Origin of the sequence: Domibacillus epiphyticus, assembly GCF_001975785.1 — a bacterium.
In the GTDB taxonomy this organism is placed as follows: Bacteria; Bacillota; Bacilli; order Bacillales; family Domibacillaceae; genus Domibacillus; species Domibacillus epiphyticus.
Window position 1 is genome coordinate 1 of record NZ_MSFI01000020.1, and the last position, 18,709, is coordinate 18,709.

Annotated in this window: 17 protein-coding genes and 1 rRNA gene; 9 read left to right on the forward strand and 9 right to left on the reverse strand. The window is 42.4% G+C overall.

Going from position 1 to position 18,709, the window contains the following annotated elements; translation table 11 throughout:
- The 8 genes from BTO28_RS11795 to dnaA all read right to left on the reverse strand — a co-directional run.
- A 16S ribosomal RNA gene (locus BTO28_RS11795) occupies positions 1-103 on the reverse strand; the annotation flags it as partial.
- A 201-nt stretch (positions 104-304) separates the two neighbouring features.
- The gene (locus tag BTO28_RS11800; protein WP_076766514.1) at positions 305-589 is read right to left on the reverse strand and encodes a hypothetical protein; all 285 of its coding nucleotides are present in this window, start codon (positions 587-589) and stop codon (positions 305-307) included.
- 100 nt (positions 590-689) lie between these two features.
- Complete coding sequence (gyrA, locus tag BTO28_RS11805) at positions 690-3,179, reverse strand: DNA gyrase subunit A (protein WP_076766747.1); 2,490 nt, start codon at positions 3,177-3,179, stop codon at positions 690-692.
- Positions 3,180-3,401: 222 nt separating this feature from the next.
- Positions 3,402-5,321, reverse strand: coding sequence for a DNA topoisomerase (ATP-hydrolyzing) subunit B (gyrB, locus tag BTO28_RS11810; RefSeq protein WP_076766749.1), 1,920 nt, complete (start codon positions 5,319-5,321; stop codon positions 3,402-3,404).
- A 36-nt stretch (positions 5,322-5,357) separates the two neighbouring features.
- Positions 5,358-6,476 (reverse strand): DNA replication/repair protein RecF, encoded by a 1,119-nt coding sequence (gene recF, locus BTO28_RS11815; protein ID WP_076766515.1) that lies wholly within the window; start codon positions 6,474-6,476, stop codon positions 5,358-5,360.
- 26 nt (positions 6,477-6,502) lie between these two features.
- Positions 6,503-6,742 carry a S4 domain-containing protein YaaA gene (yaaA, locus tag BTO28_RS11820; RefSeq protein WP_076766517.1) on the reverse strand — a complete coding sequence of 80 codons (240 nt, stop codon included), beginning with the start codon at positions 6,740-6,742 and terminating at the stop codon, positions 6,503-6,505.
- Positions 6,743-6,847: 105 nt separating this feature from the next.
- A complete protein-coding gene (gene dnaN / locus BTO28_RS11825) occupies positions 6,848-7,984 on the reverse strand; it encodes a DNA polymerase III subunit beta (RefSeq protein WP_076766519.1) in 1,137 nt (378 codons plus the stop codon).
- Between the two features lie 191 nt (positions 7,985-8,175).
- Positions 8,176-9,525, reverse strand: coding sequence for a chromosomal replication initiator protein DnaA (gene dnaA / locus BTO28_RS11830; protein ID WP_095532681.1), 1,350 nt, complete (start codon positions 9,523-9,525; stop codon positions 8,176-8,178).
- Positions 9,526-10,113: 588 nt separating this feature from the next.
- Here dnaA and rpmH point away from each other — a divergent pair.
- From rpmH to BTO28_RS11875, 9 genes are all read left to right on the forward strand, one after another.
- Positions 10,114-10,248 carry a 50S ribosomal protein L34 gene (gene rpmH, locus BTO28_RS11835; RefSeq protein WP_046180646.1) on the forward strand — a complete coding sequence of 45 codons (135 nt, stop codon included), beginning with the start codon at positions 10,114-10,116 and terminating at the stop codon, positions 10,246-10,248.
- 72 nt (positions 10,249-10,320) lie between these two features.
- Positions 10,321-10,689: a ribonuclease P protein component gene (rnpA, locus tag BTO28_RS11840; protein WP_076766521.1), complete on the forward strand. Its 369-nt coding sequence runs from the start codon at positions 10,321-10,323 to the stop codon at positions 10,687-10,689.
- A gap of 24 nt (positions 10,690-10,713) precedes the next feature.
- Entirely contained in the window at positions 10,714-11,463 is a 750-nt protein-coding gene (spoIIIJ, locus tag BTO28_RS11845; RefSeq protein WP_076766523.1) for a YidC family membrane integrase SpoIIIJ, read from the forward strand.
- Between the two features lie 209 nt (positions 11,464-11,672).
- Entirely contained in the window at positions 11,673-13,058 is a 1,386-nt protein-coding gene (mnmE, locus tag BTO28_RS11850; protein WP_076766525.1) for a tRNA uridine-5-carboxymethylaminomethyl(34) synthesis GTPase MnmE, read from the forward strand.
- A 21-nt stretch (positions 13,059-13,079) separates the two neighbouring features.
- Entirely contained in the window at positions 13,080-14,972 is a 1,893-nt protein-coding gene (gene mnmG, locus BTO28_RS11855; protein ID WP_076766527.1) for a tRNA uridine-5-carboxymethylaminomethyl(34) synthesis enzyme MnmG, read from the forward strand.
- 11 nt (positions 14,973-14,983) lie between these two features.
- A complete protein-coding gene (gene rsmG / locus BTO28_RS11860; RefSeq protein WP_076766529.1) occupies positions 14,984-15,700 on the forward strand; it encodes a 16S rRNA (guanine(527)-N(7))-methyltransferase RsmG in 717 nt (238 codons plus the stop codon).
- A 67-nt stretch (positions 15,701-15,767) separates the two neighbouring features.
- Entirely contained in the window at positions 15,768-16,613 is an 846-nt protein-coding gene (gene noc, locus BTO28_RS11865; protein ID WP_076766531.1) for a nucleoid occlusion protein, read from the forward strand.
- 131 nt (positions 16,614-16,744) lie between these two features.
- A complete protein-coding gene (locus BTO28_RS11870; RefSeq protein ID WP_076766533.1) occupies positions 16,745-17,506 on the forward strand; it encodes a ParA family protein in 762 nt (253 codons plus the stop codon).
- Entirely contained in the window at positions 17,499-18,356 is an 858-nt protein-coding gene (locus BTO28_RS11875) for a ParB/RepB/Spo0J family partition protein (RefSeq protein WP_076766535.1), read from the forward strand. Before BTO28_RS11870 ends, BTO28_RS11875 begins: the two co-directional genes overlap by 8 nt.
- A gap of 96 nt (positions 18,357-18,452) precedes the next feature.
- On the opposite strand, the gene BTO28_RS11880 is transcribed toward BTO28_RS11875, so the two are convergent.
- Positions 18,453-18,650 (reverse strand): hypothetical protein, encoded by a 198-nt coding sequence (locus BTO28_RS11880; RefSeq protein ID WP_076766537.1) that lies wholly within the window; start codon positions 18,648-18,650, stop codon positions 18,453-18,455.
- Positions 18,651-18,709 lie beyond the last annotated feature (59 nt).

The following is an 18,709-nucleotide window of genomic DNA, read 5'->3' on the forward strand; positions in this document are numbered from 1 at the left end:
GCCGCGGACTTGAACAGAGCAAGCGCTGTCAAGTCCGCTCGACTTGCATGTATTAGGCACGCCGCCAGCGTTCGTCCTGAGCCAGGATCAAACTCTCCAAAAAGTAGTTCGATTGCTCATTTGTTTCAATTGAAATGACGGGCATTTCAATTGAAAGTTTAATTCAAAACGTTGACGTTTTTATTGATTTTGTTCAGTTTTCAATGTTCAATTTGTTTCTTGTTCGCCGCTTTTGTCAGGCGACTTAAATAATATAACATGGCTGAAAACAAAGAGCAAGTCTTTTTTAAAAAAAGACATCATTTTATATTTTTATCTGTTTTGCAATGTTCTCGATAGATAAATCTCTTCTTTTAACAAGATCAATCACTTCTCCATTATGCAATTGCACAAGTGGTCTTGTTCGATGCATTTGCTGAACAAATAATACTTTTGCTTCACGACCGTCTGACAATGTAACGACTGTTTCTGGTGCCAAATCCATTACGAGTGAAAATAATGCATTCATGATGGAAAGATCGAATTTCCCCAATAAATCCTGTTGAATGATTTCAACAACTTTAAAAGTTGACTTGGCACCTTGGGACAACCGTCACCTCTTATTGATAGTCTTTATACCCAATTATAATAAACACCAATAATAAATAAACAAAAAAGCACAGAAATAGTAATTTCTGTGCTTGATCTCTTTATTCTTTTGTTTCTTCTTCCGAATAGACTTCTTCCGCTTCTTCCTCAATCAATTCTTCATCTTCTTTTTCCACTTTTGCTACAGTAGCAACCGTTTCATTCTCACCAAGACGAATCAGTTTGACACCTTGTGTATTACGTCCGGTGATTGAGATGGTACCAATATCCATCCGGATCATCACGCCTCCCATTGTAATCAGCATGAGATCCTCTTCACCGGTAACGGTTTTCACCGCGATCATTGCCCCGTTCTTTTCAGTAATGTTGCATGTTATTAATCCCTTACCGCCGCGCGTTTGAATACGGTATTCAGATTCAGGAGTTAACTTGCCATATCCATTTTCTGTAACGATTAAAATATAATCATTTTCTTCAACGAGCTCCATTCCAACTGCATGATCGTCTTCTGAGAGTGTTATTCCTTTTACACCGGTTGAGGATCTGCCCATTGAACGGACATTGTCTTCCGGGAAACGAATCAGCATCCCCTGTTTCGTTCCCACGACAATATGTTTTTGCCCATCAGTTAATTTAACAGAAATAAGTTCATCTTCGTCTCGGATATTGAGCGCAATTAATCCATTTGTCCGGATATTCGCATAATCCATAAGTGGCGTCCGCTTCACGATTCCTTGCTTTGTAGCAAAAAATAAAAACGCATCATTGGTGAACTCTTCCACAAAGAGCATGGAGTTAACCCACTCATCCTGCTCAACACCAAGTAAGTTCACGAGCGGAATTCCTTTTGCTGTACGGCTGAATTCTGGAATTTGATATCCTTTCAGCCGATACACTTTCCCTTTGTTTGTGAAAAAGAGAATTGTATCATGGGTCGAGGTTGTAAGCAGCTGCTCAACAAAATCATTTTCGTTTGTACCCATACCTTGAATACCACGGCCGCCGCGTCTCTGACTACGGTATGTTGAAACGGGCTGACGCTTAATATAGCCTTTGTGTGTCAAGGTAACGATAATTTTTTCAACTGGAATTAAGTCTTCATCCATTAGGTCACCAGGAGCACCGTCTGTAATTTCTGTGCGGCGTTTATCGTTAAACCGCTCTTTAATTTCAGTCAGCTCTTCGCGGATGATTTGAAGAATTTTTTCTTCGTCTGCTAAAATGGCTCTTAATTCGGCAATAAGCGCAAGCAGGTTTTGGTATTCTTCTTCAATTTTTTCACGTTCCAGGCCTGTTAAACGCTGAAGACGCATATCTAGAATCGCTTGCGCCTGCTTTTCAGATAGACCGAACTGTTCCATCAATCCTTCGCGGGCTATATCGGTTGTTTGAGAGCCGCGAATCAAAGCGATAATGCGGTCGATATGATCAAGCGCAATACGCAGTCCTTCTAAAATATGAGCACGCGCCTCTGCTTTATTTAAGTCAAATTGTGTACGGCGGCGGATGATCTCCTGCTGATGAGCGAGATAATGCGTTAAGCATTCTTTTAAGCTCAGTACTTTCGGATGTCCATCGACAAGCGCCAGCATGTTAATACCAAAGCTTGTTTGCATCGCCGTGTATTTATATAGATTATTCAATACCACACTTGCATTTGCGTCACGGCGAATTTCCATGACGATCCTCATGCCTTCACGGTCGGATTCATCGCGAAGATCAGTAATGCCGTCTATCTTTTTATCACGGACAAGCTCCGCAATTCGTTCGATTAATTTTGCTTTATTCACTTGATACGGAATTTCCGTAACAATAATCGTTTCTTTTCCATTCGCTTTTTCTTCAATTTCAGTACGGGCCCTTAGGATAATGGAACCGCGGCCTGTCTCGTATGCACGGCGGATCCCGCTGCGCCCCATTAAAATGCCCGCAGTCGGAAAGTCAGGTCCAGGTATGAACTCCATCAGATCAAGCACTGTTAAATCGGGATTTTTACTTACAGCAAGAAGCGCATCAATCACTTCGCCGAGCTGATGGGGTGGAATGTTTGTCGCCATTCCGACCGCAATACCAGATGCGCCGTTCACAAGCAAGTTCGGAAAACGCGCCGGCAAAACAACTGGTTCACGTTCGGATCCGTCATAGTTGTCTTTATAATCAATCGTATCCTTGTTCAAATCGCGCGTAATTTCCATAGCGATTTTAGACATGCGGGCTTCTGTGTAACGCATCGCTGCAGCCGCATCCCCGTCAACTGATCCAAAGTTTCCGTGTCCATCGACAAGCATGTACCGGTAGTTAAAATCCTGAGCCATCCGTACCATTGTTTCGTACACAGCGGAGTCACCATGCGGGTGGTACTTACCAATAACGTCCCCAACAATACGGGCGGATTTTTTATATGCTTTATCCGCTGTCATTCCGAGGTCATTCATTGCATATAGAATACGGCGGTGGACAGGCTTTAATCCGTCGCGCACGTCAGGTAATGCCCTCGAAACGATGACGCTCATGGCATAATCTAAAAATGAAGAACGCATTTCCTGGCTTATATTAATCTCTTTTACATTGGAGCTTGGCGTATCAGCCATGAAAAAAATCCTCCCTTTTAAAAAAGTGGGAGCGCCCGCATGAACGGGCGCCATTTCAATTTCTCCCGCATTAACGGGCAGTAAAACCCCAGAAAAAGCGAAGCAGGGGATCAACTGCCCGTGAATACACGATTGATTAAAGGCCGGCATAAAGCGGCGCTTTTCACATAAATCCCTCTTTATTTCAGCGTTGAAAGTCCTACTTGAAATAAAGAGAAAATTTTATATATCAAGATTCTTAACGTATCTTGCATTATCTTGAATAAATTTACGACGGGGTTCTACTTTGTCACCCATTAATATTTCAAATGTTTCATCCGCTTCCATCGCATCTTTCAATGTGACCTGCAAAAGGGTACGCGTGGAAGGGTCCATCGTTGTTTCCCATAACTGGGTCGGGTTCATTTCACCAAGGCCTTTATAACGCTGTAAAATCGGTTTTGCATTGGTAGGCAGTGTTGCCATCACTTCATCGAGTTCATGATCATTGTATGCGTAGCTAATTTGTTTCCCTTGCTGTACTTTGTAAAGCGGTGGCTGAGCGATATACACATAACCCGCTTCAATTAACGGACGCATGTAACGGAAAAAGAACGTTAACAGGAGTGTCCGGATATGAGCACCGTCCACATCGGCATCCGTCATAATAACAAGTTTATGATAGCGTGCTTTTGATAGATCAAATTCTTCGCTAATACCCGTACCTAGTGCCGTAATCATTGCACGCACTTCATTGTTCGATAAAATTTTATCAAGGCGGGCTTTTTCAACGTTTAAAATTTTCCCGCGCAGCGGCAAAATCGCCTGAAAGTGACGGTCACGGCCCTGTTTGGCTGATCCGCCCGCCGAGTCTCCTTCTACGATGTACAGTTCGCTGATTTTTGGGTCTCGAGATGAACAATCCGCGAGTTTCCCTGGAAGGCTTGATACTTCAAGGGCACTTTTTCGACGTGTCAATTCACGTGCTTTCTTTGCGGCGAGACGAGCCCGCGCTGCCATCATTCCTTTTTCAACAATTTTTCGCGCTATTGTCGGATTTTCCAGCATGAATGTCTCAAAACGGCCGGCAAAAACAGAATCAGTCACCGTACGAGCTTCTGAGTTCCCAAGCTTCGTTTTCGTCTGTCCTTCAAACTGGGGATCCGGATGCTTAACAGAAATGATCGCTGTCAATCCTTCGCGCACATCTTCACCTGACAAATTCGTATCGACCTCTTTAACAAGGCCGTTTTTACGTGCATAGTCATTAATGACACGCGTCAGCGCCGTCTTAAAGCCGGATTCATGCGTTCCCCCTTCATGGGTACTAATATTGTTCGCAAATGAATATATATTACCGACATAACCGTCGTTGTACTGCAGGGCAACTTCGACATGAATCCCTTCTCGTTCCCCTTCCATGAAGATCGCTTCTTCGTGCAGTACTTCTTTCGTACGGTTCAAATGTTCAACATACGACTTAATACCGCCTTCGTAATGATATTCATTTTGTTTGCCTTCACCACGCTTATCTTCAAGCGTGATTTTAATGCCCCGGTTTAAGAATGCAAGTTCACGCAAACGCTGTGCAAGCGTATCGTAATCATATACAAGTGTTTCAGTAAAAATTTCTCCATCCGGGCTGAAATGAATGTGAGTGCCAGTAATATCAGTTTCACCAATTACCCTTAGGTCTTCCTGTGGAACACCGCGCTTAAATGCCTGGTAATGAATTTTTCCGTCACGGTGTACATATACTTCAAGAATCGTTGATAGCGCATTTACGACAGAAGCACCGACACCATGAAGGCCGCCTGATACCTTGTAACCGCCGCCGCCAAATTTCCCGCCAGCATGAAGAACGGTCAAAATGACTTCAACAGCAGGACGTCCCATCTTCTCATGAATACCGACCGGGATACCGCGTCCGTTATCTTTGACGGTAATGCTGTTATCTTCTTCAATGATGACATTGATTTCCGTACAGAAGCCAGCAAGTGCTTCGTCAATACTGTTATCGACGATTTCCCATACGAGATGATGGAGACCCCTTGCACTTGTCGAACCAATATACATACCGGGACGTTTCCTAACGGCTTCGAGCCCTTCGAGGACCTGTATTTGATTGGCATCATAGGAAGGTGTCACATTGTGTTGTTCCATTGTCAAATCCAGTCACCTTCTCTTTCAGTAAAAATGTTATTTAATTTGTTGAATTGCCCCGCTTGTAACGCTGTATGCGGAAGCAGCATTTAATGTATCGTGTTCAATTCCGTCCGTGTTCGTCGTCGTCACAAACGTCTGTACTTTCCCGTGAATCGTATTCAATAAATGTGACTGGCGATAATCATCAAGCTCGGATAATACATCATCGAGCAATAAAATCGGGTATTCTCCTATTTCTGACCGAATCAATTCAATTTCAGCAAGTTTCACCGCAAGTGCAGTTGTTCGCTGCTGTCCCTGCGATCCAAAAGTCTGAATGTTTTTTCCGTTCACATAAAAGAGAAGATCGTCTCGATGCGGTCCAGTCAATGTCACACCGCGGTCCACTTCTCTCGTGCGTCCTTTTTGAAACATTTCTTCAAGAACGGATTGCATCTGCTCTTCATTTTGCTCCTCACGAATACCGGCAGCTGGTTCATATAAGATATCGAGCGATTCGATACCACGAGAAATCCCTGAATGCAGCGGCCCTGCCCATTTTTGAAGCATTCGAATAAACTCAAATCGCTTTTTCATCACTTTCACAGCCAGTTCAATCAACTGTTCCGTAAGCACTTCAAGCATGGTGTAATCAGATGCACGTTTCGTTTGCAGCTGTTTTAAATAATGGTTCCGCTGTTGCAGCACTTTATGGTATAAGCTTAAATCATGTAAATAAACAGGGGAAACCTGCCCAATTTCCATATCAATAAAACGCCTTCTTACTTGTGGACTGCCCTTCACCAGCGTCAAATCTTCCGGCGCAAACATCACTACGTTCATATTGCCAATGTAACGGCTTAGACGCGTCTGTTCTAGATGATTTACTTTCGCTTTTTTTCCTTTTTTTGAAATCAGTAGTTCTAACGGGAGCGACTGGTGCTTTTTCTGCACCCTCCCTTTTATTTTAGCATAATCAGATTCCCAGCGAATTAAATCTTTATCATTGGATGTCCGATGCGATTTAGCCATTGCCAATACGTAAATGGATTCGATTACATTTGTTTTCCCTTGCGCATTTTCACCGATGACGACATTGACGGTATTGTCGAATTCAACGAGAAGCGATTCGTAATTTCGGTAATGTTCAAGAGCTAGTTGTTCAATGTGCATGTAAGCATAACACCTTTCGCTGACGGTTAATCGGTTTCTTCCTCAGATCCAAATACAACTTCATATACACCGTCACCCGAAATCTCCACACGGTCACCTTCCCGCAGCTTCCGTCCTCTGCGATTATCTTCTTCCCCGTTAATAAAGACTTCGTGTTCACTTAAAAACCATTTTGCCATGCCTCCTGTTTGAATAACACCTGCAAGCTTTAAAAATTGACCAAGCGTAATAAAATCCGTATCAATACCTACTTTTTTTGTCGTCATATTTTCTTTTCCTCCGTTAAAAAACCCAATACTTTATTTTACTAAATATATGCCATAAATACAAAAAAAGCGGAGCACACGTGCTCCGCTTTGCTATTCGATACATCAATACGTACGAACAGGCAAAATCAATTGCAATATTGAATCATCATGAAGCGGACGAATAACGAATGGGCGCATTGCTCCCGTAAATTGAATATCAATTTCTGCCCCTTCAATTGCTTTCAATGCATCCATCATATATTTAGCACTGAACGAGATTTTCAGTTCTTCACCCTCTGAAGATATACTGTTTACTTGCTCAGTTACTTTTCCGATTTCAGGGGAGTTAGATGAAATTTCGATCGTTCCAGACTCTCCGCTGCTCATTTTGACTACGTTGTTACGTCCTTCACGTGCTAAAAGCGACGCGCGATCGACTGCCTGTAAATATTCTTTCGTGTTCAATTCGATTTTCGTTTTGTACTCTTCTGGAATCAAACGACTTGTATCAGGATAATTCCCTTCAAGGAGCCTTGAGAAAAATAATACATGTTTTGAACGGAAAAGCACCTGATTATCTGTCATCACAATTTCCACCGGTTCGTTTGTGTCATCCAATATTTTGCTCAGTTCTGTCAAGCTTTTCCCCGGAATCACAACATTGTACTCACCTGCCGGCAGTCCCTCAGCGGTCGTTTTCCGCAAAGCGAGACGATGGCTGTCCGTTGCAGTACAGATTAGTGATCCATTCTCGATTTTCCAGTTGACCCCAGTCAAAATCGGACGTGTTTCAGAAGTTGATACTGCAAAAACGGTTTGACGAATTAACGTTTTAACAAGATCAGCCGGTAATTTAAATACATTTTCATCATCAATTTGCGGCAAATGAGGATATTCATCTGCATCCTGCCCGTTCAAACTGAATTCAGCATGTCCGGAACGAATGATCGTTTGGAATGAAGATGATGTCTCAAACTCAATAATGGATGCCGGCAGCTTGCGGACAATTTCATTAAAAAAGCGTGCATTTAATACCACACCTCCCGTTTCTTCTACGAGAGCAATTTCTTTTTCACCTTCATTTTTCGGGATAAATGATTCGATCGAAATATCAGAATCACTTCCTGTTAGTGTAATTCCATCGTCAGAAGCATGAATTTTAATCCCCGTCAAAATAGGAATTGTTGTTCTAGAACTTACCGCTTTTAAAACATCCTGCACGCTGCCAACAAGGCGGTCTTTTTGTATGGAAAATTTCATATGTACCCCTCCGATACTATATTTGAATAGCATTCATTTTAAAGACTTGTTTTTTATTTTTATATTAAAAAAATAATAGCAGTAGTAGTAGGGCTTGTTGATTTGTGGATAACCGTGAAAAAACGAAATAAAGACAGTCTATCCACATGTGGACAGACTGTTGATGAGCGCCCTTTATTATTCACAAGTTATTAAGCTTTTAGAATGGTAATGATTTCTTTTATTTTTTGCTGAACAACGGGATCTGTGTCGAACAGCTTTGATATTTTTTCATGGGCATGAATGACGGTCGTATGATCACGTCCCCCAAACTCTTCACCGATTTTAGGAAGCGAGAAATCGGTCAGCTCTCGTGACAAGTACATAGCTACTTGGCGAGGGAATGCAACAGATTTCGTTCGTTTTTTTGCTGTGAAATCCTCAAGACGGATATTGTATTGCTCGCCGACGACCCGCTGAATATCTGGAATGGTAATGACCTTTGGCCTTGATCCCGGAATAATGTCTTTGAGCGCATCAGCAGCAACGTTTGCGTTCACTTCTTTATTGATTAAAGAAGAATAAGCAACTACGCGGATAAGAGCTCCTTCCAGTTCACGGATGTTTGTATCAATTTGATTGGCGATGTACAGCATTACTTCATTCGGCACATCCAGATTTTCAGCACGCGCTTTTTTACGAAGAATGGCGATTCTAGTTTCTAGATCCGGCGGTGTGATGTCCGTAATCAATCCCCATTCAAAACGCGAACGAAGGCGATCTTCAAGCGTGGGAATTTCTTTCGGAGGCCGGTCACTAGAAATGATAATTTGCTTGCTTTCCTCATGAAGTGTATTAAAAGTGTGAAAGAATTCTTCCTGCGTCTGTTCCTTGCCGGCCAAGAATTGAATATCGTCAATGAGCAGCACGTCTACATTCCGATATTTGTTACGAAACTCAACGGCCTTATTATCGCGGATCGAGTTGATAAATTCATTTGTGAATTTTTCTGATGACAAGTAGACGACCTTGGCTCCTGGATTATGTTCAAGTACGTAATGGCCAATCGCGTGCATTAAATGTGTTTTTCCTAGACCGACACCCCCGTATATAAACAGTGGATTGTAAGCTTTCGCTGGCGCTTCTGCAACAGCGAGTGAAGCGGCGTGGGCAAAACGGTTCCCAGAACCGATAACGAATGTGTCAAATGTATATTTTGGGTTCAGCATGCTCTGAATGGTATCCTGTCCGTTAGTTTTTTCGTTCTTAGGTTCAGACCTATGTTTTGGCGGTGCGTATGTGTCGAAATCATGGACGTCCGGGGAAATAAAATAAACATCTAATTTTTCTCCCGTTAACTCGTCAATAATCTCCGACATAAGGTGCGTATAGTGCCCTTCCAGCCAATCACGGTTGAAAAAATTAGGAGCAGCAACTACAATAGCGTCCCCATGAAGAGAATGAGCTGTTGTTGATTTTACCCACGTATCAAAACTTGGTTTGCTAATTCTCGTTTGAATATTCTCAAGCACTTTGCTCCAGAGATCATCAATATTTTCCATATGGCACCCTCTTTCTTGCTCCCTGTGTACTGTGTTTAATATTTGTACAATGTAATTACAGAAGAAATTAATAATTATGCATGGCAATGATTGTGAATAAATATATAATAAGATAAAACTAGTTTTTTCGACAAATTCTACAGTGTGTGGATAAACTTAAAAACAGGGTGTATATAGTTTTTCCACAATCTATCCACAATTGTGGATATTTTTATTCTGTGTACGAGTTATCCAGAGTGAAAACAAAATAATAATAGCAGAAATAACGAGCAGTTGCAATGACTGGAATGAATTATCCACAAGGTAAAAAACAATGTTAGAAACATTGTCCACAGGGTGAGGACTTGTGAAGAACAGGATGGAGTAGTTGTGGATAATCTAAAAGTGCCGTCGAATGCTGTCCACAATGGTCAGTTACTAAATAAAATGCGCAGGTTGTATAATAGAATTCCGCAGAGAAAAGACAGTGAAAAAAACGGATCAAATCCCTTTTCTAAAATTCAGTTGACAGGATGGATGCTCGTCTTTATAATTAACAAAGACTGTTTTGAAAATATGAATTTGAAAACCTCAGGGAGGTGTTTAAATATGAAAAGAACGTACCAGCCTAACAAGCGTAAAAGAAGCAAAGTTCATGGTTTCCGTGCACGTATGAGTTCTAAAAACGGCCGCCGTGTGTTAGCAAGCCGCCGTGCAAAAGGCAGAAAAGTACTATCTGCATAAGACCACTGACCATTTCAGTGGTCTTTTTTTCTAAGTATTGCTGTGCGAATGAAAGAACCAGCAGGTGTCATAATGAGAAAATCATTTCGGATTAAAAAAAATGATGATTTCCAAACGGTCTTCAGTAAAGGAAAATCGTTCGCAAATCGCCAGTTTGTTGTTTATATGTATAAAAAAGAACAAAATGTACCGTTCCGGATCGGTTTATCGGTTAGTAAAAAAATCGGCAATGCCGTAGTACGAAACCGAATTAAGCGATATATAAGACAAAGTTTTACGGAACTGAAAATGGATATCCGCCCTGGGTATGATTTCATTATCATTGCAAGAAAGCCTGCTGCGGACATGTCATGTATAGAAGTGAAGAGCAGTCTAACTCACGTGTTGAAACTGGCCAAAGCGCTAAAAGGAAAACAATCAAATAAACAAAATAAAGAGTAAGCCAATGACAGGGGGCGTAACGCTTTGAGTAAAAGAACGCTTTCATTCCTGATTCTGGCTCTTTTTTCTGTATTGCTTGCCGGCTGTACAGAAGTCAATCAGGAAATTACAGCGGATAGTGAAGGGTTTTGGAATGAATACGTCATTTATCCGTTTTCACAATTTATTACAGCTACTTCTAATTTAGTAGGTGGATACGGACTTGGGATTGTAGTTGTAACAATCATTATTCGAATTATCATTTTGCCGCTCATGATTAAGCAGACGAAAAGTGCCAAAGCGATGCAAATGGTTCAGCCCGAAATGCAGAAGCTGAGAGAAAAATACAAGTCTAAAGACGCACAAACACAGCAAAAACTGCAGCAGGAAACAATGGCGCTGTTCCAAAAACACGGCATTAATCCACTTGCAGGCTGTTTTCCAATTTTGGTTCAAATGCCGATCATTATCGGTCTTTATCAGGCAATCATGAGAACAGCGGAAATTAAAGAGCATACATTTCTATGGTTTGATCTTGGTTCACCGGACATTATTTTGTCTATTCTTGCCGGTGTATTTACGTTCTTCCAGCAGAAATTGATGATGGCTGGAACAGCAAATCAAAATCCGCAGCTGGCGATGATGCTATGGCTCATGCCGATTATGATTATTATCTTCGGAATTACGCTTCCGGCTGCTTTATCATTATACTGGGTAGTTGGCAGTATCTTTATGATCGTCCAAACACTTGTGATTAATGGTCCGAACAAGGTTCAGGATCCATCTATTATGTAATAAAAAAGACATTGTCTGTTAGACAATGTCTTTTTTTATGTAGAAAAAGGAATACTATTCCTTTGTGTAATGATTTTAAAAAGTTATAAACATGTGGATGATTCTCTGTCTTTTTTTCAATCCACAGCTGTGGTATTCTATTTATTTAGGAAATGAAAATCAAGCAATTGGCTACTATAGATAAAGTTAATCGGAAAGAGGTGAAATGGATGGAATTTGATACAATAGCCGCGATTTCAACGCCGCCTGGTGAAGGAGCGATTGCGATCGTTCGTTTAAGCGGCGATGCGGCAATCGAGATTGCCGATAGAGTGTTTCGGGCTCCTGGGGAAAAAACGTTGTCCACAGCAGCGAGCCATACAATTCATTACGGACACTTAATTGATCCATCCACAAACCGGGTGGCGGAAGAAGTAATGGCATCCGTAATGAAAGGACCGAAAACTTTTACACGTGAGGATGTTGTAGAAATTAACTGCCACGGCGGGATTACAGCGGTAAACCGTGTGCTGCAGATTGTCTTAAATGAAGGAGCGCGTCTTGCTGAACCGGGAGAATTCACAAAACGTGCTTTTTTAAACGGACGAATAGATTTGTCGCAGGCAGAAGCCGTCATGGACTTAATTCGAGCAAAGACAGACAAGGCGATGAACGTAGCGCTCAATCAAGTGGAAGGGCGGTTGTCTAAACTCATTCGAACGTTGCGTCAGGAGATTTTAGAAACACTTGCGCAGGTAGAAGTGAATATTGACTATCCGGAATATGATGATGTCGAAGAAATGACACATCGAGTGCTTTTAGAAAAATCCCAGTTTGTGCAATCTGAAATTGACAGACTGCTTCGGACAGCCGAACAGGGCAAGATTTTACGTGAGGGATTGTCGACTGTCATTGTCGGCCGGCCGAACGTCGGAAAATCATCTCTTTTAAACGCACTCGTCCAAGAAAATAAAGCGATCGTCACGGATATTCCCGGAACGACACGTGATGTGATTGAAGAATATGTAAATGTACGCGGCGTGCCGCTTCGTCTTGTCGATACAGCAGGCATCCGCGAGACAGAAGACATAGTTGAGCGAATTGGTGTGGAACGATCAAGAAAAGTTTTGAAAGAAGCAGATTTAATTCTACTTGTGTTAAACTATTCGGATGAACTGACAGAAGAAGATGAAAACTTATTTAAAGCAGTTTCTGGCATGGATGTCATTGTGATTGTAAATAAAACGGATTTACCGCCGAAAATTAATATGAATCGTGTTAGGGAGTTAACAAAAGACGGCAAACTTGTTACAACATCGCTTTTAGAAGAACAGGGGATTGATGAACTCGAAGAAGCAGTTGCATCGCTCTTTTTTTCAGGAGCTGTTGGCGCACAAGATATGACATATGTGTCAAACTCGCGGCATATTGCGCTCTTAAATCAAGCGAACCGGTCTATTACCGATGCTATTAATGGTGTAGAAGCCGGTGTGCCGATTGATATAGTACAGATTGATTTGACAAGAACGTGGGAGCTGCTCGGTGAAATTATCGGGGAAAGTGTCCATGAAAGTTTGATTGACCAGCTGTTTTCACAATTTTGCCTCGGGAAATAATAAAGGAAAGGAAGTCAGTACATGAATTATTATGATGCAGGCGAATTTGATGTAGTCGTCATTGGTGCAGGACATGCAGGGGTTGAAGCGGGTCTTGCTTCTGCACGCGTGGGTGCTAAAACGTTAATGATTACGATTAACCTGGACATGATTGCCTATATGCCATGTAACCCGTCTGTTGGTGGACCGGCAAAAGGAATAGTCGTCCGGGAAATTGACGCTCTCGGCGGCGAAATGGCTAAGAATATTGATAAAACACACATCCAAATGCGGATGTTGAATACAGGAAAAGGTCCAGCTGTACGTGCGCTGCGTGCGCAAGCGGATAAAGTATTGTATCAACAGGAAATGAAGAAAACCATTGAAAACGAACCGAATTTGACGCTTATTCAAGGAATGGCGGAACGTTTAATTATCGAAGATGGGGAATGCAGGGGTATTATTACGCAAACAGGCGCAATGTACCGCTCCAAAGCGGTCATCATTACGAGCGGAACGTTTCTGCGTGGGGAAATTATCCTTGGCGATTTGAAATACTCAAGTGGACCGAATAACCAGCAGCCATCTTTAAAATTGTCCGAGCATCTTGAAGAGCTCGGCTTGGAGCTTGTGCGCTTTAAAACAGGTACACCACCGCGTGTAAACGCCCGGACAATTGATTATTCGAAAACAGAAATTCAACCTGGGGATGATGTCCCGAGGGCGTTCAGCTATGAAACAGAAGATTACATTACGGACCAGCTTCCGTGCTGGCTCACGTATACGAACGAAGAAACACATAATATTATCGGTGAGAATTTGCATCGTTCTCCGATGTATTCCGGCGTGATTAAAGGGCGCGGACCACGCTACTGTCCTTCAATAGAAGACAAAGTTGTCCGTTTCAACGACAAACCGCGCCATCAAATTTTTCTTGAACCAGAAGGCCGGAATACAGAAGAAGTATACGTGCAGGGATTCTCGACAAGCTTACCGGAAGATGTGCAGTATCGCATGCTTCGAACAATTCCAGGTCTTGAAAAAGCCCAGCTGATGCGTGCTGGTTATGCGATTGAATATGATGCAGTGGTTCCTACGCAGCTGTGGCCGACACTTGAAACAAAACGAGCAAAAAATTTATATACAGCAGGTCAAATTAACGGTACGTCCGGTTATGAAGAAGCAGCTGGACAGGGTCTCATGGCAGGTATTAATGCTGCATGCCGCGTTCTTGGCAAGGAAGAAGTTGTCTTAAGCCGTTCTGATGCTTACATCGGTGTCATGATCGATGACCTTGTGACGAAAGGAACGAGCGAGCCATACCGCCTGTTAACATCCCGTGCTGAATACCGCCTTCTTTTGCGTCATGATAATGCGGATCTTCGCTTAACAGAAATCGGTTATCGTCTTGGCACTATTTCTGAAGAGCGCTATGCGAAATTTACAGCGAAAAAAGCGGCGATTGCCGAAGAAATCGATCGTTTAAAAGTAACGATCATTAAGCCGGATGAAAAAACACAGGCAGTCATCCGTGAAGCAGGCGGAAGTGAATTGAAAGACGGGATTCGCGGTGCGGAGCTTTTACGCCGTCCTGAAATGACATACGAAGACATTAAAAAACTTATTCCGGCTGATATCGAGTTGAGTGAAGAAGTTGAAGAGCAGGTTGAAATCCAAATTAAATACGAAGGCTATATTGAAAAATCGCTTCAGCAAGTGGATCGCATGAAAAAGATGGAGAATAAAAAAATACCGGCTGACATTGATTACGACGCGATTAGCGGCATTGCGAATGAAGCACGGACAAATTTAAAAGAAGTGCGTCCGCTTTCGATTGCCCAGGCATCCCGTATTTCCGGCGTCAATCCAGCCGACATTTCCATTTTGCTTGTCTATATCGAACAGGGCCGTGTTGCACGGACTGGAAGTGAATAAGGAAGGTCTATATGAAAATCGATCAATTTCAATCACAGCTTGCTGAAAAAGGGATCACTCTCTCAGAAGAGCAAATGAAGCAATTTCAACGGTATTATGAGGTGCTTGTCGAATGGAATGAAAAAATGAATTTAACGGCGATTACCGATCAGGAAGATGTGTACGTAAAACATTTCTTTGATTCATTGACTGCTGCGATGCATACCGATTTAACGAAGCCGTTCCGCATCTGTGATATCGGAGCAGGTGCCGGTTTTCCCAGCATTCCGCTGAAAATCGCTTTCCCACAGCTTGACGTAACAATTATTGACTCGCTCAATAAACGAATTACGTTTTTGAATCATCTTGCTTCTGAATTGAAGCTTAAAAACGTTCATTTTGTACATGGACGGGCAGAAGAAATGGGACAAAAATCTGAGCATCGCGGTCAGTATGATATTGTCACAGCCCGAGCCGTTGCCCGTATGTCCGTCTTATCTGAGCTATGCCTGCCTTTTGTCAAAACAGGCGGGAAATTTGTTGCCATGAAAGCGGCCAGTGCAGCTGAAGAAATGGAAGCGGCAGCGAAAGCCATTAACGTACTGGGCGGAAAAACGGAGAACATCTTTTCATTCCGTCTTCCTGTTGAAGACAGTGAGAGGACAATTATTGTGGTTCGAAAAGAAAAAGAAACGCCAAAAAAATACCCGCGCAAACCGGGAACACCAAATAAAACACCAATTGAATGATGATAGCAGGAACAAGGCGCCTCATGGCGAATACTATCAGGTGGAGAATAGAGAAGGTGGTGTAGTCATGAAGCGTCCTTTTTCCCGTTTGTTCGGAGGGAAAAGTGAACAGTCATCCGATGTCGCAATCATGATGCAGGCAGATGAAGTAAAAGAACTTCCCGTAGAAAGCATTCAGCCAAACCGGTATCAGCCTCGTATTGTTTTTCATGAGGAGAAAATTCAAGAGCTGGCCTCAACGATTGCTGTCCATGGCATTATTCAGCCGATTGTCGTACGACAAATAGAAGACCGGTATGAAATTATAGCCGGTGAAAGAAGATTTAGAGCGGCGTTAAGTCTCGGACACTCTGTTGTTCCGGTGATCATTCGCTCGTTCTCAGATGAGCAGACGGCATCCGCAGCTTTAATTGAAAATGTACAGAGGGAAGAACTATCGCCGATCGAAGAAGCAATTGCATACAAAAAACTGCTCGATTTAAATGAGATGACACAGCAGTCACTCGCTGCAATGGTTGGAAAAAGCCAGTCGTTCATCGCAAATAAGCTTCGGCTGCTAAAATTGCCGGAAGATGTGCAGCAGGCAGTGGCTGAAAAGCATATTACAGAACGTCATGCACGTGCGCTTTTACCGCTGAAAAAGCCGGACTTACAAAGCGAACTGCTTCAAATCATGATCGAAAAGCAGCTGAATGTAAAACAGACAGAAGACCGTGTTGTAAAAATGCTTGAAAAAGAGCAGCCAAAGCCGCGCAAAAAAGCATTCAGCCGGGACATCCGTATTGCGGTGAATACAATTCGTCAATCACTGTCACTCGTACAGGAAAGCGGGATTCACGTGGAGCAGATAGAAGAAGAAAGCGATGACTTTTACCGGATTACCATTCAAATACCGAAAAAACCGCAACAATGAAAAACGAAAAGCCGTTTTTGCTCAACTGAGTCGAAAAACGGCTTTTTTTCTTATGAAAAAAAGCAAAAAAACGTTTATTTTGTTAAAATAAGAAACAGACAACACCGACAGAAGAAAGCAGGTGGTTTCCAATGGGACAAGTAATAGCGATCGCCAATCAAAAAGGCGGCGTAGGCAAAACAACAACATCCGTTAACCTCGGGGCTTCTCTAGCCTCGCTTCAAAAAAAAGTCTTGCTTCTTGATATCGATCCACAGGGGAATGCAACAAGTGGTGCGGGCATTGAAAAAAGCAGCGTGGAACAATGTATTTACGACGTTCTTGTAGATGATGTGGAACTGTCGGAAGTAATTAAAAAGACAACGGCAGAAGGGATGTACGCAGCGCCAGCAACAATCGCGCTTGCAGGAGCAGAAATTGAGCTCGTATCTGCCATTTCGCGCGAACTTCGCCTTAAAAAAGCGATTGAACCGCTCCGTGAAAGGTATGATTACATCATCATTGACTGTCCGCCGTCGCTCGGGCTATTAACGATTAACGCATTAACGGCAGCCGATTCCGTAATAATCCCTGTTCAATGTGAGTATTATGCGCTTGAAGGATTGAATCAGCTCTTAAACACAGTGAACCTTGTTCAAAAACACTTAAACAAAGATTTATATATTGAAGGTGTACTATTGACGATGTTTGATGCGAGAACGAATTTAAGTATTCAAGTGGTAGAAGAAGTGAAAAAGTATTTTCGCGATAAAGTATATCAAACGGTCATTCCACGAAATGTAAGGCTTAGTGAGGCACCAAGTCACGGAAAACCGATACTGCTTTACGATGTTCGTTCGCGTGGTGCAGAAGTGTATCTAGACTTTGCAAAAGAGGTGGCTGCACATGGCTAAAGGACTAGGCAAAGGGCTGGATGCGCTTTTTAAAGATTTAGGAACAGATAAGGATCATAATAGCAGCGTTCAAGACATTTCTGTTAAAGACATCCGCCCAAATCCGCACCAGCCCCGTAAAATTTTTAATGAGGAAGCAATTGACGAATTAAAGCAATCTATTCAATCTCATGGCATTTTACAGCCGATTGTGCTTCGCAAAAGCATAAAAGGGTATGAAATTGTTGCCGGCGAACGCCGCTTCCGTGCAGCAAAAGCAGCGGGACTGAAAGAAGTCCCAGCCATCGTAAAAGAGTTAACAGAAGAGCAGATGATGGAACTGGCACTTCTTGAAAACTTGCAGCGTGAAGATTTGACAGTGATGGAAGAAGCGGCGGCCTATCAGCTAATTCTTGATAAGTTAAGGATTACACAGGCAGACCTCGCCGCAAGGATTGGAAAAAGCCGTCCGCACATCGCTAACTATGTTCGTCTGCTTGGTCTTCCAGCTGAAATTCAAGGGTTTATCGCAGAAGGGAAGCTGTCAATGGGGCATGCACGTGCGCTTCTTGGAGTAAAACTAGAAAAACAGCAAAGTGAAGCGGCTAAAAAAGCTGTCAATGAAGGCTGGACCGTTCGTCAGATGGAAGACTGGATCCGCAAACTGAACAAAAAAGTTTCACGTGAAACAAAACCGGTAAAAAGAGATGTTTTTATCCTTGATCGGGAAGAGGCATTAAGGGCCCGGTTTGGCACCCCTGTACAAATTCGCCAGTCGAAAAGCGGGAAAAAAGGCAAAATAGAAATTGAGTATATGTCCGCTGATGATTTAAATCGTATTCTTGAATTGTTGGATCAAGAAACAAAGTAATGAGATACTCGCCAGATTAAGCTGGAAAAAACACGAAAAGACAGCAAATATCTGGCTTTTCGTGTTTTTTTACACTGTATTCACTCCGCTGTTTTTTTAAAATATATGGTCAGTCAGTTCATTATGAGACAGCCGGTAATACCCTTTATTTGAAAAAGAAATGGAGCTTGGCACGTATACTTTATAATTCGGGTTCGCCAAATTTTCTTCTACTCTATGCTTTTCATCCATTTCAAGAACCATTTGAGGATTGTATTCTTTTGTCTCAGCAAAACTTGAAACGTTTTTTACCAAAACAGCAGCCTCCTTTTTATTCATTTCATTAACCTTACACAAGATGATTTTGCCCATTT

Coding starts and splice junctions, on each gene's coding strand:
- gyrA (WP_076766747.1), bottom strand. CDS start 3,179: ATGGCTGATACGCCAAGCTCCAATGTAAAAGAGATTAATATAAGCCAG.
- gyrB (WP_076766749.1), bottom strand. CDS start 5,321: ATGGAACAACACAATGTGACACCTTCCTATGATGCCAATCAAATACAG.
- recF (WP_076766515.1), bottom strand. CDS start 6,476: ATGCACATTGAACAACTAGCTCTTGAACATTACCGAAATTACGAATCG.
- yaaA (WP_076766517.1), bottom strand. CDS start 6,742: ATGACGACAAAAAAAGTAGGTATTGATACGGATTTTATTACGCTTGGT.
- dnaN (WP_076766519.1), bottom strand. CDS start 7,984: ATGAAATTTTCCATACAAAAAGACCGCCTTGTTGGCAGCGTGCAGGAT.
- dnaA (WP_095532681.1), bottom strand. CDS start 9,525: ATGGAAAATATTGATGATCTCTGGAGCAAAGTGCTTGAGAATATTCAA.
- rpmH (WP_046180646.1), top strand. CDS start 10,114: ATGAAAAGAACGTACCAGCCTAACAAGCGTAAAAGAAGCAAAGTTCAT.
- rnpA (WP_076766521.1), top strand. CDS start 10,321: ATGAGAAAATCATTTCGGATTAAAAAAAATGATGATTTCCAAACGGTC.
- mnmE (WP_076766525.1), top strand. CDS start 11,673: ATGGAATTTGATACAATAGCCGCGATTTCAACGCCGCCTGGTGAAGGA.
- mnmG (WP_076766527.1), top strand. CDS start 13,080: ATGAATTATTATGATGCAGGCGAATTTGATGTAGTCGTCATTGGTGCA.
- rsmG (WP_076766529.1), top strand. CDS start 14,984: ATGAAAATCGATCAATTTCAATCACAGCTTGCTGAAAAAGGGATCACT.
- noc (WP_076766531.1), top strand. CDS start 15,768: ATGAAGCGTCCTTTTTCCCGTTTGTTCGGAGGGAAAAGTGAACAGTCA.
- BTO28_RS11870 (WP_076766533.1), top strand. CDS start 16,745: ATGGGACAAGTAATAGCGATCGCCAATCAAAAAGGCGGCGTAGGCAAA.
- BTO28_RS11875 (WP_076766535.1), top strand. CDS start 17,499: ATGGCTAAAGGACTAGGCAAAGGGCTGGATGCGCTTTTTAAAGATTTA.